The organism is Paenibacillus sp. OAE614 (assembly GCF_040546645.1).
In the GTDB taxonomy this organism is placed as follows: Bacteria; Bacillota; Bacilli; order Paenibacillales; family Paenibacillaceae; genus Paenibacillus_AQ; species Paenibacillus_AQ favisporus.
The window spans coordinates 1585564-1602009 of the sequence record NZ_JBEPOD010000001.1; the positions used below are offsets into that span (position 1 = coordinate 1585564).

A 16446-nucleotide genomic window follows, 5' to 3' on the forward strand; every position below is an offset into this window, starting at 1 on the left:
ATCATAACGGAGTTCTGTCGGATTGGGGGCACATGAGGGAGGAAATACGGTGACATATCCAGAATAAGATTGGCGTGGATGTGCTCGATGATCAAAAGGGGGGGGAGTCTGCAATGAAAAAGCTGCCTTTCTATAGAGATACCTTTTTCAGCCGCCTGATTATATCCTATACCGCGCTTGCGGTCCTACTCCTTGGCCTTGCCGGGGGATATTTGTATACGCAGGCGAACCGGATGATGGTCGACGAAATCGCCAGGGACAGCCGAAGCCGGCTGGAGACGGCCAAGGACTATGTAGAAGGAACGCTGCTCCGCAAATATGAGGACCAGCTTCAGAACAAAGCCGTATCCACCGTGTTTATCCGGGATAGTTCGGATTTGAACGTGCTGCTCGATAACGGCTGGGAAGGGAACTTAAGCCGCATCGCTGCTTTTCGGCAGGACCTGGACATGTTCAAGCAGATTCTTGAAGGCGCTTCCAGCGTCACGGTTTATTTTCGACAAGGAGATTATATCGTCGACAGCGCCAATTTTTATGCAAAAACGGAACATTCCGGGGACGCCGCCTTCATGAAAGGGCTTCAGAGATCCGATCTGAACCGGTGGATCGTCCGGACGCTGCCGAAAGGAAACCAAGCGATGACCTATGCTGTAAATTTGCCGTACGGGACACTCGGGAATTCCCCGAAGGGCTATTTGTACATCGACGTCGATATGGAATATTTGCAGCGAGCCGTTGCCAGCATTCTGAACTCCGGCAGCGAACGGCTGTATATTTTCGATCCGGGCGGACAGCTCATCATGCAAACGGCCGGAGCAACCGAAGAAGAGATGGTGCTGCTGCAGCGTTCCATCGGCCAGGGCACAACAGGCACCGAGATGAGGGGCAACAAAACCGGTACCCTCGTCTTGTCTCATCTGGAGGGGGGCAGACCGGGCAGCCGTTTGACCTATGCGATGATCCGGCCGATGGACTCGTTCGTGCTCGCTTCCAAGCAGCTCAAAGCCAAAATTTTTACAGGGTGCAGTCTTGTGCTGCTGCTCGGGCTTGGCATTTCGTATTTGATTTCCAAGCGTTTTTACTTGCCAATGAAAAGGCTGGTCCAGCATGTCCGCCATTTACCGGGACTGAATCACGTGAATACGAACGAATACCAGATGATCGACAGCACGCTCAGCTTTATGGGCCAGAAGATCCTGAGCCTGGAATCCCAGGCCCAGCAAAACGAGATGAAGCACTTGGTGCTTGGCGCCAGTCTCGGCGTGGAACGCTTGGATGCCCTGCCCAGACATTGCCGCTACCAGGTGGCGCACATTCAGCTGGTCGATGGGCGCAGCGAACAGCTCAAGAGGATCGACGAGTTTGACGGTCATCACCTGCCGTACGAACTTGTCATTCTCAACCCGCAGGAGTCAGCCATCGTCTTTTTTATGAACGAAGGCGGGGCGGTGGACGAAGCAGCGGCTCTGGAACCATTGGCCAGGCTGCAGAGGGAGACCGGGGCCGGGCTGCGATTCGGAGCGGGCATCGGTCCCCCGGTTCAGACGATCGAGGAAATTCCGCTGTCTTACCGCTTGGCGCATCAAGCCTACCGCTACCGCTTCATCTACGGGCCAGAGGCGCTCGTTTCGCATTCGAAGATCGCTATGCTGGATCCGAAGCCGCCGTTGTTCTCCCTTGAAATTTTCAAGAACGCCCTTAAGGCCGGAGATGTTGCGCGGGCGAACCGTTTTATCGACGAGGTGTATGCCGTTCTTGAGCAGAAGAACCTGCAGCTTGAAGCGGTGGAGCTGGCCCTGCTCCAGATGGTCTCCGCGCTGTACGAATCGGTCATCGACTTGGAGCTGCAGCAGCTGGTCCCGCCGTTCGACCTGTTTGACGAGCTGAAAAAGGACACGCTTGCGGATACGATCGGCTCGATTCGCGATTTGTCCGAACGGATCGGGATTCATGTCCGGGAATCGGGCAACCATGCGCATGAGGAAGTCATCCTGAAACTGAAAGCCTATATCGACGAGCACTTGGACGAAGATCTTTCATTGAACGTCCTGTCCGAAGTGGCATCGCTGGCTCCCGCTTATATTTCCACCTTGTTCGGAAAAGTAATGAACGAATCATTCACGGAATACGTGACCCGCACCCGGCTCGGCAAAGCAGCTGACATGCTGCTGACCCATGACAACATGTCCGTCTCCGAAATCGCCTCGCTTGTCGGATACCGCAGCATTCAGTATTTCCACACCAAATTCAAAGCCCGTTACGGGGTGACGCCGGTTCAGTACAGGCAGCGGAAAGCCACGGTGGGCGACGGGGGCAAATCTGCTTCAGAGCAGCCTTTGTAGGCTGCTTTTTCCTTTTTTAAAGAAATTGAAATGCCGCATTTAACAAAATTGCAACCCGCATTTGAAAGAAATCCAACAAAATCGAATGAAGTTGAAGTGGAAAAAGCGCTTTCATCCTTTTACAGTAGGCGTAGCCGATGAGGCGACATCACAAGTTAGAAAGGAGATTTAGAAGCATGCATCCGGCAAACGCCCCGGAATTAAGTGCAGCGAAGACAGTTGGCAAACCAAGGGAGTCGAGACTCGCGTACAACTGGAAACGGTACAAAAAGAACAAGTATCTCTTCCTGCTGCTGGCTCCCGTGCTGTTGTGGTATGGGATTTTCCATTACGCTCCAATGTATGGCATTCAGCTCGCGTTTAAAGATTTTTACATTATGAAGGGCATTTGGGCGAGCCCATGGGTCGGGTTTAAGCATTTCCATTATATGTTCGCCATGTCCCCGGACTTTTGGAACATTATGCGGAATACGCTCGTCATCAGCTTCTACCATATCGTATTCGGCTTTCCGGCCCCGATCATCCTGGCTTTGCTGTTTAACGAAATCCGGTTTTCGATGTTTAAAAAAATCGCCCAGACGATTTCGTACCTGCCCCATTTCCTGTCCTGGATCGTCCTCGGCGGCATTTTGATCATGCTGTTGTCCCCGAATACCGGTGTCGTCAACGATTTGATCAAGATGCTCGGGTTTCAGCCGATTTATTTCCTCGGGGATGAGAGCTATTTCCGGTTTACGCTCGTCGTTTCAGCGATCTGGAAGGAAGTCGGATGGGGAATGATCATTTATCTGGCCGCTCTGGCGGGCGTGGATCAGCAGCTGTACGAGGCGGCCGTCATCGACGGCGCGAACCGCTGGAAGCAGACGCTCTATATAACGATCCCGTCTATCCTCCCGGTCATTTCCATCCTGCTGATCTTAAGGGTCGGCGGCATTCTGGACGCGGGCTTCGACCAGATCCTGAACCTGTATTCGCCCGCCGTATACGGCGTCTCGGATATTCTGGATACCTACGTGTACCGCGTCGGCCTGCAGAACGGGCAGTACAGCCTGACGACGGCCGTCGGATTGTTCAAGAACGTCGTGGCGCTCGTCTTGGTGCTGTCCACCAATTTCATTGTCAAAAAGATGGGCCAGGAGGGCGTCCTGTAAAGGCTGACCATGAACGAAAGGAATGAACAAGCATGACCATCAGCTTCGGCGAAAAGGTGTTCCAGGTTATCCTGATCCTCTTTATCGCCATTCTGAGCATTTGCATGATCTACCCGTTTATCCACGTCCTGGCGATTTCCTTCAGCTCTGCCGGAGAAGCGGTACGGCCGGGCATGCACTGGTTCCCGAAAGAAATATCGCTGTTCGCCTGGAAAAGGGTACTCAGCGACAGCACGATCTGGCTTGCCCTTGGCAACACGGTGTTCCGCACCGTTGTCGGGACGCTTCTGTCGCTGCTGTTTATGTCGATGGGCGCTTATCCGCTTGCGAAAAAGCATCTGCCGCACCGCCAGTTTTACACGATGGTCATCATCGTCACGATGTTTTTCAGCGGCGGCCTGATTCCGTCCTACCTGCTGGTCAAATCGCTGGGACTTATCGACTCACGCTGGGCATTGATCATCCCTGGACTCGTCAGCACGTATTCGATGCTCATTCTCCGCAACTTCTTCATGAACATTCCGGCGGAGCTGGAGGACTCGGCGAAAATCGACGGGGCCAACGACTTGCGGATTCTGTTTACGCTCGTCATCCCGCTGTCGAAGCCGGTGCTTGCGACGCTGGCGCTCTGGTCGGCGGTGGGGCACTGGAACGCATGGTTTGATGCCATGCTGTACCTTCAGGACCAGTCGCTGATCGTACTGCAGCTGTTTTTGCGAAGACTCGTCATCACTTCCGAAGGCGGCGCCATCCTCACCGTCGACGAAATGTTCAAGACGGCGGAAACGATCAAGGCCGCCACGATTATGTTTACCGCGCTGCCGATCCTGATCGTCTATCCTTTTCTCCAGAAATATTTCGTAAAAGGCACCATGGTCGGCTCGCTGAAGGCCTAGGTCCAATTGAACCGGACGCACCTGAACGTCGAGTTTAAATCAAAGGATGGATCCTCATCTTCATACAATCTAAAAACATAATCCGGGAAGGAACACAAAAGGGAGGGCAAACGAGATGAAACGAAAAAGAAGAAACTGGCTTGGCGTGATGGGCATCGCCCTGGCCGTATCGCTTGCCGCGACGGGCTGCAGCGGCAAGGAAGCAGCGGGCACGGATCCGCAGGCCAAAGGGACGCAAGGCGCCCAGGAAGGCAAAGAGGCCAGAATCGAGATCGTATGGGCTAACAATTTCAACGCCCCGAGTATCGACGGCAGCTACGTGCAGAAGCAGCTGGAGGAGAAGTTCAACGTTACCATCAAAAACGTCAAATTCGAACGCCAGTCGTGGAAGGACAAGTTCAACATTTTGCTGGCGTCCGGCCAGATTCCCGATATTTTTCCGATCGACGCGAACGAAACGGACATGGCGATGTGGGCGGACCAAGGCATCATCGCCAGCGTGTCCCCGGACGAAATCAAGCAAACGATGCCGAACTACGCCAAAGCCTTGGAGGCGGTGGACGGCGGCGCATGGGATGTCGGCTTCTACAAGGGCAAGAATTGGGGGATTCCGAAGGTATGGCCCGCAGGGAACGAGGGGTTCATTCCAGGCTATAACGAAGGCTGGCTGAAAAAAATCGGCTATAACGAGCCACCCAAGACGCTTGCGGAACTGGAAGACGTGCTGACCAAATTCGTCAACAACGACCCTGACGGCAACGGCAAGAAGGATACGTACGGCCTATCCGGCCGGGGCAAGCTGCCGGCGCAGATGTTCACCTCCGTCTTTTCCGCTTACGGCGTGTCACCTTACCAGTTCAAGCTGGGGGAAGACGGCAAGGTCGTGTGGGGGGGCATTACGGAAGAAACAAGAGCGGCGCTTAAGCTGCTCAATAAGTGGTATAAAGGCGGGCTCATCGATCCCGAATTCATCACGACGGACAACAACGAGCTGAACACCAAGTTCGCCGGCCAAAAGATCGGCATGGTTGACAACATGAAGTGGGGCAACTTTTACAAGGAATCCGGATTTATTACGAAGCCCGCCCTCGATAACGGACAAAACATTGTAGCGGGCAAGCCGGTCATCGGACCGGCCGGCAAAGCCTACGGGTTCTCGTACGGCGCGCGCCAAGCGCCCGTCCTGTTAGGCGTCCAGCTGGAGAAGGATGATGCCAAACGGCAAAAGCTCATGGAAATTCTCGATTATGTCGCTTCTGATCCGGAAGGATGGCTGCTGACCACGTTCGGGCAAAAGGGCGTGAACTATGATATGGAGGGCGATCTTGTCGTCGCCAAGGAGCTGCCCGAGGCCGAAGCCGGCAAAGTCGGTGCCGGAAGCTTCTATAATCCGCTGAACTCGGTGGACACGTCGATGACGAAATACACGACGAGCAAGGAGCTGCTGGATTTGAAAGCCAAGCTGGACACCGGCTATGAGTCCCTTCAGGATATCGTTGGGCCTGCCGTACTGGACAGCAAGACGAAATACTGGACGAATCTGCAGACGCTGGAGGATTCGTATTTGATCAAAGCCGTCACCGGCGAAGCGGACACGGACAAAGCGTTCGACGATTTTAAAGCGCAGTGGCTGAAGTCCGGCGGCCAGGAAGTCACGGACGAAGTGAACAAGATTTATGCGGAGAGAAAGACCAAGTAATATGGATGGACTTATAATCCACCCGGCCAGAGGCGGTTCGCCACGGGCGAGCTTCCTTCGGCCGGAGTTCTTATAGAGCAAAGGAAGGATCGATTTGACAACGACAACCCATCGGTTAATCACCTACCCGGCACCCTCTGAAGCGGTCGGCAACCCCGATTTTACGGTACGGATCCGGCAGGGCCAGGGCGAATGGCAGCCGCTGTTCAGCTATAACGTGAAGGTGGATATGCATGACGTGCGCAATGCCTCCATGGTCTATTTTGACTGCTCCGGACCTGTAGAAGTGGAGGTGACCAAGAACGAAGGCGAGGTTGCGGAAGCGGTCGTACGCCCTTTATCTGCCGGGATCCAGTGCAGAAGAAGCGGGAACCGGATTATTTTTACGCTCGACCGGCCGCGCAAGCTGTCGCTGGAGGTGAATGGCGACCGGTTTCATAATCTGCATCTATTTGCGAACCCGCTCGAAGAGAACGTGCCCGATCCTGCCGATCCGCACGTCTTGGCCGTCTTGCCCGGCAAGCATAACCCGGATGACCTCCTGCGGCGGATGACAGCCGGGGTGTCGGTGATTTACTTTGAGGCGGGTATGCATGTGCTCGACGAGCCTCTGCTTCGCATCTCTTCAGGCGTGACGGTCTATATCGCCGGAGGCGCCGTCGTCAAAGGGGCAATAGTCTGCGAGCGCGTGCACGACGTGACGGTTCGCGGCCGCGGAATGCTGTACATGTCCGATTTTGCGAAGGAGACGTATTATCGAGGCGTCGAGATTGCATTTTCGCACAACATCGCCGTTGAAGGAATCATTACGGTCGATCCGCCTCACTATACCATCCTGATCGGTGAATCCGAGCAAATCTCCATCCGCAACGTCAAAACGTTCAGCACCCGCGGATGGTCGGACGGCATCGACATGATGTCCTGCTCAGATGTCCACATTGAGGACGTCTTTTTGCGGACATCCGACGACTGCATCGCAATCTATGGAAGCCGGGGGGATTTTTACGGTGACAGCCGGGATGTCACGGTCCGAAATGCCGTTCTATGGGCTGACGTTGCCCATCCGATCATGATCGGCGTTCACGGAGATCACGGGCATAAGGGGGATACCATCGAGCGGATCGTTTTCGAGAACATTGACATTTTGGAGCATCATGAACCGCAGGAAGGGTATTGGGGCTGCCTGGCGATTAATGCCGGGGATCACAACACGGTTCGGGACGTACTATTCGCTTCCATCCGGGTGGAGCCGTTCGAGCTCGGGCGGCCGATCGACATTCGTGTATTCCAAAATCCGAAATATAATCCGAGTCCCGGCTCCCGGGTGGAGAACATCCGGTTCAAGGATGTGGCATTCGACGGCGACTGCGGGCAACCGAGCGTCATCGAAGGCTTTGATCCGGACCGCATCGTGAACGGCGTGCTGTTTCGGAATGTACGGATCAACGGCCGCCAGATGTTAGACCCGGAATCCGGAAATATCGTGATTGGCAGCCATGCCCGGCATATTGAATTCGAGTAAAGTTGAGGCAAATCATATCAAGCTGGAGGTGTGCATGATGAAAGCTTGGAAAAAGCGGATGCTGGGTCATGCGTTAAAGCGCATGATGGCGGTGATCGCGTCGATTAGTCTGGCGGCAGCTTTGCTGCCGTTGTCGCCTGAAGATGCAGCAGCGGAAGCGGCTGCGCCGTCGGTCTTAACGGATAAACTACCGTCGATTCATGAAACGATGGATGAAAGCGGATTCAAGCATCCCGGCGTCGGGCTGACGAAAGAGATTCTTGAAAACGTCAGAACGCAGGTCCGGGAGCAGAAGGAACCGTGGAACACTTATTTTCATCAAATGCTGCTATCTCCAACGGCCTCGAAAACCGTCACTTCGAGCAACCAGAGCGGCGCCGATCCGAATAAGCCGGCAAGTGACGCGTTTAACAGTCAAGGCTTTAATTCGAGATTCATCGCGGACGGTTTGAAGGCTTATACCCAGGCGCTGATGTACGTTATCACGGGGGATGAGGGGTATCGGTCCAACGCCATGCACATCATCCGGATTTGGTCGCAAATGGACCCTTCGAAATACGCCTATTTTAACGATGCGCACATTCATACCGGCATCCCGCTGAACCGGATGGTGACGGCGGCTGAGATTCTGAGATATACGGATACGCCGACGGAGGAACTGAAGTGGACGGATCAGGATACTGCCCAATTTTCCGCGAATCTCATCAACCCGGTGATCGACACATTCCAGCACAACAACGGCCGGTTCATGAACCAGCATCTTTATTCGCTCCTGGGAGCGATGTCGGGGTATATTTTTACTGGTAACCGCGAACGGTACAACGAAGGCGTAGAATGGTTTACCGTCAACAAAACGGCGGTGGACCAGGGCCAGAACGGGGCGATTAAAGCGTTGTTCCGGTTGGTGGATACGAACATTCTGACCGGGGAAAAGGTCGATCCACCAAGGGTGCAGCACGTCGAAATGGGCCGGGATCAGGCGCACGGTGCCGGAGACATCACCAACGTGGAGATCATCTCACGGCTGCTGCTCGCGCAGGGAACCAAAGTAGACCCCGTGGAAGGAACCGTGTCTGCCGCGGCCAATGCGGTCAATCCTTATGAATTTCTCGACCGGCGCATATTAAAGGCAGCGGACTATTTTGCCCGGTACATGATCGGCTATGACACACCGTGGACCCCGGTTGCCGCACACACGGATCCCGCCGGAAATCCGACCATCGTCTATAAGCAGCTGGCTGGCGGCTACAGAGGGAGAATCGGCGGAAACGTCTATGACCTCTACTATTATTACAAGTATGAAGCGGGGGTGAATATGGAGCAGGAGGCTCCGTATTTTACCGAGATGTTTAACAAAAGGCTTCCCTTTTATTGGGGGTCGCCGGATGGCGGGGGAGACTATTGGCTGTTTATCCCGAAAGAGGCGGAGTCCGAAGGCAACCGGTTTCTCCCGAAAGCGATAACGAATCCGGACGTAAGGGAGATCGAAGACCGCTTCACCTCGTTTGACGGCCAGTCTGCGGCAAAGCAGGAAGGGGACGTGTCTTTCGTTCAAATCCAAGGCACGGAGAAGGGCAGTAAAATCGCGTTTGTCGGCTCCGCCGTCGGCGAGAAAAAGATCGGGTTCCGCATCCGCACGAACGGCCCGGCCAAGCTGGAGATGAACCTTGGGATCGACGACACCCTAACGCTTCCCGATACGAAGGGGCAGTGGAGATATGTGACGTGTACCCTGAACGATTTTCAGTTTCTAGGGGATCTGATTTATTTTACTGTCAAAGGCTCCGGTACGATCGTGGACATAGACCATATCAACATCAAAGCGGGCGATCAGCTGACTCCTCCAGCGTTTGACGCGGGCAGCAAAGCTGTGAGTTTATTCGGGTATGCCGGGTCCGAAGCAGCTATCGTTTCCGATTTTTCCGCAACGGACGCAGGGAGCGCCGATGCCCTCACCTACCAGGCCGACGGGGTGCCCGAAGGCGCAATCATCGACGAGCAAACGGGGGCTTTCTCCTGGAAGCCGGCACAGGCCGGGACATACTCGTTTATCGTATCGGCTTCGGACGGTACTTCGGTCACGGCGAAGGAAGTCAAGATTGTGGTGGCACACGACCGGACATCGGCCGTCGAGGCGGCGATCGCTCCATAACGACGAACAAACGAGCTACATTGCGTCGACCTTGGAGCATTACCGGCAGGTGTATGCGGACGTGATGAATGCCGTTTCCGGTGCGTCGGATGAGGCGTTTTATCAAAAACTAGCGGAGCTCAGCGAGGCAGTCTCCGGCTTGCAATTGCTGACGCCCCTGCTGTCGGACGGCAGCATGAATTACCGGGATATGCTCGTTACCACGACTTTCGGCAATCAGGTTCCCAACCTGCTGGATAACTCCCCGGACAGCTTTGTCGGTTATTATTTGGCCCAAAATCTGACCCATTACCTGGACTTCGGGCCCAATTATACCGTGTCGGCGCATGCTTTCGACCTTCAGGTCAGAGCCAGCTTCCCGGAACGGATCGGCGGGGTAGCCGTGTATGGTTCCAATGATCAAGAGAACTGGATCCGTCTAACCCCGGGAACCACCAAGGCGATTGAAGACATGCAGCGGCTTGAGGTGCAGGAAGGACTCGAAAACGAGACTTACCGGTTCCTGAAAATCCATATGATCGAGCCGCCCGGCACGATGCTGGAGCTTTCTGAATTCCGAATTTACGGCGAGCGCCACGAAACGCTGAATAAGCTGCAGTCGGTATCCATCCGCTCCGATCAAGCGCTGCGGAACCGGATCGTCGCGGGAGATACGATCAAGCTGTTATTCCAGGCAAATGAACCGATCCAGGACGTCCATGTGCAGATTCAAGGTGCAGCCGCTGAAGTAAGCTCAACGGATTCATTGCATTGGAGCGCTTCGCTGGTGACGGATGCAAGCACCCCGAAGGGCGGTGTCAAATTCAGTATCAAGTACCGGACGAATGACGGGATCGAAGGTGCAGAAACGATATTTACGTCCGACGGGTCGAGCCTGTTTCTCGCCGAGGAGTCGGGACTGATCGGCAATGTGCTGGAAATTGCTGCATTAAGCGATTCGAGCGGCAGAAATCAGGCCGATCTGCTCGCTGCGGCCCGCAACCTGTTTGATGGCAACCTGGGCACGATCACCGATTTTCGGGTAAACGGCAGCGGATATGGCGGGTATATTACTTTTGATTTTAAAGAAGGAGGCGAGGTGACGCTGTCCAAGGTTGAGTTGATCGCCAGGCAGGACCAATATTATAACCGGATTAACGGAACAGTCGTGCAGGGTTCTAACGATCATGTATCGTGGACGACCATTTCCCAGGCGGCGGTATCGACGGCCGATTGGCAGACGCTTCAGGTCAGCGGTTATGAGCCTTATCGGTACATCCGGATTTACAACGGCGGGAATTGGTACGGCAATATGGCTGAACTCAGGCTGTACGGCGGCGTGCAGTCGAGCAATCTCATCGATACGGTGTCGATCGGCTCGGAACAGAGCTTGCGGGGCCGGATCGTTCCGGGGGATACGGTGACGCTCAGCTTTAAATCCAAGGAGCCGATCCATGACGTCAACGTGACGATCCAAGGCCAGAATGCCGAGGCACACTCCGAAGACAGCATCCATTGGACCGCGGCAGCGAACATGAGTGAAAGGGCCGTGGCAGGAGATGTTAAGTTTACTATCCATTATAAAGATGAGGGCGGTACAGACGGGTTTCCCGCCGCATCAACAACCGACAACACGTCGCTCACCCTCGTCGACGAATCGGATGCGATCGATGTTCTCGGGAATGCGGACTTGAACGATTCAAGCGGCAGAAATCCGGCAGATTTGTTAAGAACAGCTTCCAACCTGTTTGACGGCGATTTGGGCAGCATCACCGATTTTCGGGTAAACGGCAGCGGGTATGGAGGGTACATCGTTTTTGATTTAAAAGAAGGACGCCAAGCCGCGCTTTCGAGCGTCGAGATCATCGCGCGGCAGGATCAATATTATACGCGGATCAAAGGCGCTGTAGTTCAAGGCTCCAACGATCTTGCGGCATGGGAGACCCTTTCTCCCTCGGCGGTATCCACTGCGGAGTGGCAGCGGCTGACCATCCATTCGTCGCAGCCTTACCGCTACATCCGGATTTTTAACGGAAGCAATTGGTTCGGCAACATGGCGGAACTGAGGCTGCACGGCACCGTGAAGACGCAGGACTCGGTACCTCCGGTGACGACGGCCGATGCGCCGCAGGGATGGGTGAACACCGAGGCGGCCGTAACGTTTAGCGCCGAAGACGCGGAATCCGGTGTAGCGAAGACCGTGTATACGGTAAACGGCAGTGAAGAGCAGTCCGGGTCTTCGGTGAAGCTGACCGCCGAGGGCGTGCACACGCTGGTCTACTGGAGCGTCGACAACGCCGGAAATGCCGAGGAGCCGCATACGGCTACCATCAAGATTGACAAGACGGCACCATCACTCGACGTTCGGCTCAATCAAACGGCCATTTGGCCGCCGAATCATAAAATGGTTCAGGTGCAGGCCATGCCGATGGCCGAGGACGCTGGTTCAGGCATCGAATCTGTCTTGTTAACGTCCATTATAAGCAGTGAACCGGACCGGGACCTGCACGATGTCGAAGCCGAAATCGGCTCGGCTGTTACGTCATTCCGCCTGCGCGCCGAAAAATCCCGTATGTATACGATCACGTACACGGCGATCGATCAAGCGGGAAATCAAACAGCTCATACAGTTACCGTCACGGTGCCGCATGATCAGTCCGGCGATTCGTCAAATATAGATGGGGCCGAGGAAAGCCTTGGGGCGGATGAGAAGGCTCCGAGGGTGGAGCTCTGAACCGAAAGCAGGCCACGATACAGAAGATGGGAATGAACCCGCTGCCCGACGGACAATGCATGTCCGCCGGGCAGTTTTTTTAGGTATAAGACGTATAAGCTTCAGCGACTGAGCTTCCTTATTTCGCAAGGAAAACTGCCGCTATACGAGGTCTGTCTTCATCGAATGTACAACGATAGACCTTTTTTACTGAGTGTATGCTTATAAACCGAATACTAGGGACAATGCATTTCCCATATAAATAGGCAGTAGAGGATGTGCATCTATCACAACTATGGGGATGAAAGGAGGGAGCCGAAATCGCCTCGTCCATCGGAAAAGAAGTTCTGAGAAAGGAATCCGGGCAGAAAGTGACCGGGGCGGCCCGTTACACGGGAGATACCTCGAAACCCGGTCTGCTGCACGCCGCCTTGGCTGTCAGCCCGCGTGCCCATGCCCGGATGCTGTCGATCGATACCTCCGCGGCCCGGAGTATTCCGGGTGTCCGTGCGGTCATCACAGGAGAGGATTTCCCGGTGCTCACCGGTTCTCCGCTGGAAGACCGGCCGCCGGTGGCCATAGACAAGGTGAGGTATTTCGGCGAGCCGGTTGCCGTGGTGGTGGCGGATGCGGAATATATTGCGGAAATGGCGGCGCTGCAGGTCTGCGTGGAATACGAGACGCTGCCGCTTGTTCAGTCCCCGCTGGAGGCCTATAAGCCGGGCGCGCCGCTCATTCATGAACGTCTGGCCGAGTATAAGCATTATGAGGAGGTGTATCCGGAGCCCGGCACCAACGTTGCAAGCCGCAACCGGATCCGCAAAGGAAACATGGAGGAAGGATGGAGCCGCAGCGTCCACACGATCGAGGTCCGGGTGAGCATGCCGCAATCGGACCATGCCGCGATGGAACCGCGCTGCAGTACGGCGGAGCTGCTGCCGGACGGCAAAGCCGTCATCCATTCCGCCTCGCAGTCCCCCTACATCATCCGCAGCCAAATCAACAGATACTTTCACATCCCGCTGCAGCAAATCATCGTTCACACCCCGCTCGTTGGCGGTGGGTTTGGCGGGAAAGCGGCCGTTCAGCTGGAGTTTCTCGCTTTTCTGGCTTCCAGGGCCGTAGGGGGAAAAGCGGTCAAGCTGGTCAATTCAAGGGAGCGCGACATGGTCTCTTCCCCGGTGCATATCGGACTGGAATCGAGAGTCAAGCTGGGCTGTACCGCCGATGGAAAAATCGCCGCCGCGGAAATTACGCACTGGTATGACGGGGGGGCCTACTCGGACCGGGGACCGATCATGAGCAAGGCCGGAGCCAGCGACTGCTCGGGTCCGTACCGAATCGACAATCTGCAGTGCGATTCGCTCTGCATGTATACGAATCACCCCTATTCCACTTCATTTCGCGGGTTTGGACATCCCGAGCTGACGTTTGCCATAGAGCGGGCAATGGATGTCATGGCCGCACGCCTCAGCATGGATCCGCTGGAGTTCCGCTTTTTGAATGCCATTGGGCCCGGCGACACGACGCCGACGCAAACGCTGCTGGACCGGAGTACGGTAGGTAATCTCCCGATGTGTATCGCGAAGCTGAAAGATATGATCCGATGGGATGAGCAGCCCTTAATTGAAGCAAAAGGCCACTTTGTCAAAGCCAGGGGCGTATGCTGTATGTGGAAAAATTCTAATACCCCCGCCGATGCCGGTGCGGGGGCGGTCATCATTTTTAATGCCGATGGCAGCGTGAATCTGCTCTGCGGCGCTGTGGAGATCGGGCAGGGCACGCGGACGTCCCTCACCCAAATGGTAGCCGAGCTGCTCCGAATGGATGTGCACAAGGTATCGATCAGCACTGACGTCAATACGGAGACCGAGCCGCAGCTGTGGAAAACCGTCGCAAGCCGCAGCACTTTTCTGGTCGGCAACGCGATTCGGGCGGCGGCGCACGATGCCATCGTACAGCTGAAGAACACGGCTGCCCGGGTACTTCAGCTCCCGCCGGCCGAGCTGGAAATCGGAGGCGGAAGGGTTTACAGCAAGCGGGATCCGGGGATCGGCATAGAGATCACCAAGATTGCCCTTGGATACAAACTTCCGGAGGGGGGAACGATTGGAAGCCAGGTCATTGGCCGCGGCAGTTATGCGATGCGGGATATTAAGGAGCTGGACCCGATGACCGGCAAAGGAAAACCGGGCCCGGAGTGGACGGTCGGCGCACAAATGGTGGAGGTGGAGCTGGATACGAGGGATTTTAGCTATCGGATCCTGCAGGCGGCAACCGTTATTGATGCCGGCAGGGTTATCAATCCGGTTTTCGCCCGCGGCCAAATAACCGGAGGCATGAGCATGGGGCTGGGCCTTGCCAGCAGGGAGGCCTTTGCGTTCAATGAAGAGGCCCAGGTGCTGAATCCGCAGTTCCGGACTTATCACATGTTGCGTTACGGAGAGCAGCCGGCATATTTCGTCGATTTCGTCGAAACGCCGAATGCGGAGGCGCCATTCGGCCTGCGGGGCATCGGCGAGCATGGCGTGATCGGCATGCCTGCGGCGCTGGCCAACGCTTTGTCGACGGCAACGGGCTTTGCGCTAAATCGGCTTCCGCTTACCCCGGAGCGGATCTGGAGGACGGCCCATGATACCATTTGACTTTGAATATTACCGGCCGGCTTCGGTGAAAGAGGCGGTTGATGCCTTTCAGGCGCTGCAAGCCCAGGGGAAGCACCCGATGTATTGGTCCGGAGGAACGGAAATCATTACGATGGCCAGGCTGAACGAGGATCGCCCGGGTGCGGTCGTCGATTTAAAATCGATCCCCGAATGCAAAGTCATAGGGTTCCGCGAAAATGACCTGATCATCGGGGGCTGCGTCACGTTGTCCGCCGTCACCGGCGCGAACCTCTTCCCTCTGCTCGGCAGGGCGGTCCAAGGCGTCGCCGACCAGACGTCCCGCAACAAGATTACGCTCGCCGGCAACCTGTGCGGGCGAATCTATTACAGGGAAGCGGTTCTTCCGCTGCTTGTGGCCGACAGCCGCCTGGTCATTGCAGGGAAAGGCGGAGTCAGGGAGGCAGCGATCCACGAAGTCTTCCGCGGGCAGATCCGTCTGGAACCCGGAGAGTTTCTGCTGCAGACCGTGACGGACCGTGAATTCGTATCTCTGCCGTCCGTTCATGTGAAGAAGCGGCAGATCGGTAATGTCGGTTACCCGTTGGTGACCTTGGTTGCCGTGAAAAAGGGAAGCCGCATCCGCGCGGCATTCAGCGGGGTCTGCGGGTTCCCGTTCCGTTCGGCCTCCATCGAGCAGGTGCTGAATACCCCCGGGCTATCGGCGAAAGAGCGGGCCCGCCTGGCAGCAGGACAGCTCCCGGCACCACCGCTGACCAATACGGAAGGCACGGCCGATTACCGGCTCTTTTTATTCGAGCAAACTGTCAAAGACGCCATTGAGGCTTTGGAAGGAAGGTGAACCTCCTGGAAAGCGCAAGCTCGAACTCGAATGCGATCTACCCGCTGGAGATGGAGGTCAACGGGGAGCGCAGGTGGCTCTGGGTCCGTGCGGCGGAGACGCTGCTGCATACCCTCCGGGACCACCTTGGCTTAACCGGGTGCAAGCCCGGCTGCGAGAATGGGGACTGCGGCGCCTGTACCGTCATCCTGAACGGTCTGCCGATGAAGTCCTGCCTGATGCTCGCCGTAGAGGCGGACGGACAGCGCATCACCACGATCGAAGGGCTGAAGCATTCGCCGGTCCAGGAACAATTTGTCCTGAAGCAGGCGTTCCAATGCGGCTACTGCACGTCGGGATTTATCATGAACGGTCACGGGCTGCTGAGCGCCCATCCGGACGCGGATCCGGAGACCATCCGGCTGTGGCTGGAATCGAACATATGCCGCTGCACCTCGTATGAAGAAATTCACGGGGCGATCATGGCGGCGCTGGCAGCGAACAAGGAAGGCGGCCCGGCAACCGGCAGCAGCTAAAAGGAGGAACAC

Annotated in this window: 10 protein-coding genes; all 10 read left to right on the top strand. The window is 55.8% G+C overall.

The window, feature by feature from the left end; genetic code table 11:
• The first annotated feature begins 113 nt into the window (after nt 1–113).
• On the top strand, nt 114–2342 hold the full coding sequence (locus ABIE48_RS07675; protein WP_192714872.1) for a helix-turn-helix domain-containing protein: 2229 nt from the start codon (nt 114–116) through the stop codon (nt 2340–2342).
• A 176-nt stretch (nt 2343–2518) separates the two neighbouring features.
• Nucleotides 2519–3493, top strand: a complete 975-nt coding sequence (locus tag ABIE48_RS07680) for an ABC transporter permease (RefSeq protein ID WP_192714871.1) — start codon at nt 2519–2521, stop codon at nt 3491–3493.
• A 32-nt stretch (nt 3494–3525) separates the two neighbouring features.
• On the top strand, nt 3526–4389 hold the full coding sequence (locus ABIE48_RS07685; RefSeq protein ID WP_192714870.1) for a carbohydrate ABC transporter permease: 864 nt from the start codon (nt 3526–3528) through the stop codon (nt 4387–4389).
• Between the two features lie 115 nt (nt 4390–4504).
• Nucleotides 4505–6088, top strand: coding sequence for an extracellular solute-binding protein (locus tag ABIE48_RS07690; protein ID WP_192714869.1), 1584 nt, complete (start codon nt 4505–4507; stop codon nt 6086–6088).
• Between the two features lie 94 nt (nt 6089–6182).
• On the top strand, nt 6183–7610 hold the full coding sequence (locus ABIE48_RS07695) for a glycosyl hydrolase family 28 protein (RefSeq protein WP_192714868.1): 1428 nt from the start codon (nt 6183–6185) through the stop codon (nt 7608–7610).
• A 37-nt stretch (nt 7611–7647) separates the two neighbouring features.
• Nucleotides 7648–9762 carry a putative Ig domain-containing protein gene (locus ABIE48_RS07700; protein ID WP_192714867.1) on the top strand — a complete coding sequence of 705 codons (2115 nt, stop codon included), beginning with the start codon at nt 7648–7650 and terminating at the stop codon, nt 9760–9762.
• Nucleotides 9710–12475, top strand: a complete 2766-nt coding sequence (locus ABIE48_RS07705; protein WP_192714866.1) for a discoidin domain-containing protein — start codon at nt 9710–9712, stop codon at nt 12473–12475. Before ABIE48_RS07700 ends, ABIE48_RS07705 begins: the two co-directional genes overlap by 53 nt.
• Nucleotides 12476–12825: 350 nt before the next feature.
• Entirely contained in the window at nt 12826–15099 is a 2274-nt protein-coding gene (locus tag ABIE48_RS07710; RefSeq protein ID WP_354518641.1) for a xanthine dehydrogenase family protein molybdopterin-binding subunit, read from the top strand.
• Nucleotides 15086–15919, top strand: coding sequence for an FAD binding domain-containing protein (locus ABIE48_RS07715; RefSeq protein ID WP_192714865.1), 834 nt, complete (start codon nt 15086–15088; stop codon nt 15917–15919). Before ABIE48_RS07710 ends, ABIE48_RS07715 begins: the two co-directional genes overlap by 14 nt.
• Before the next feature lie 50 nt (nt 15920–15969).
• Nucleotides 15970–16434, top strand: coding sequence for a (2Fe-2S)-binding protein (locus ABIE48_RS07720; RefSeq protein ID WP_145023190.1), 465 nt, complete (start codon nt 15970–15972; stop codon nt 16432–16434).
• Nucleotides 16435–16446: the final 12 nt, after the last annotated feature.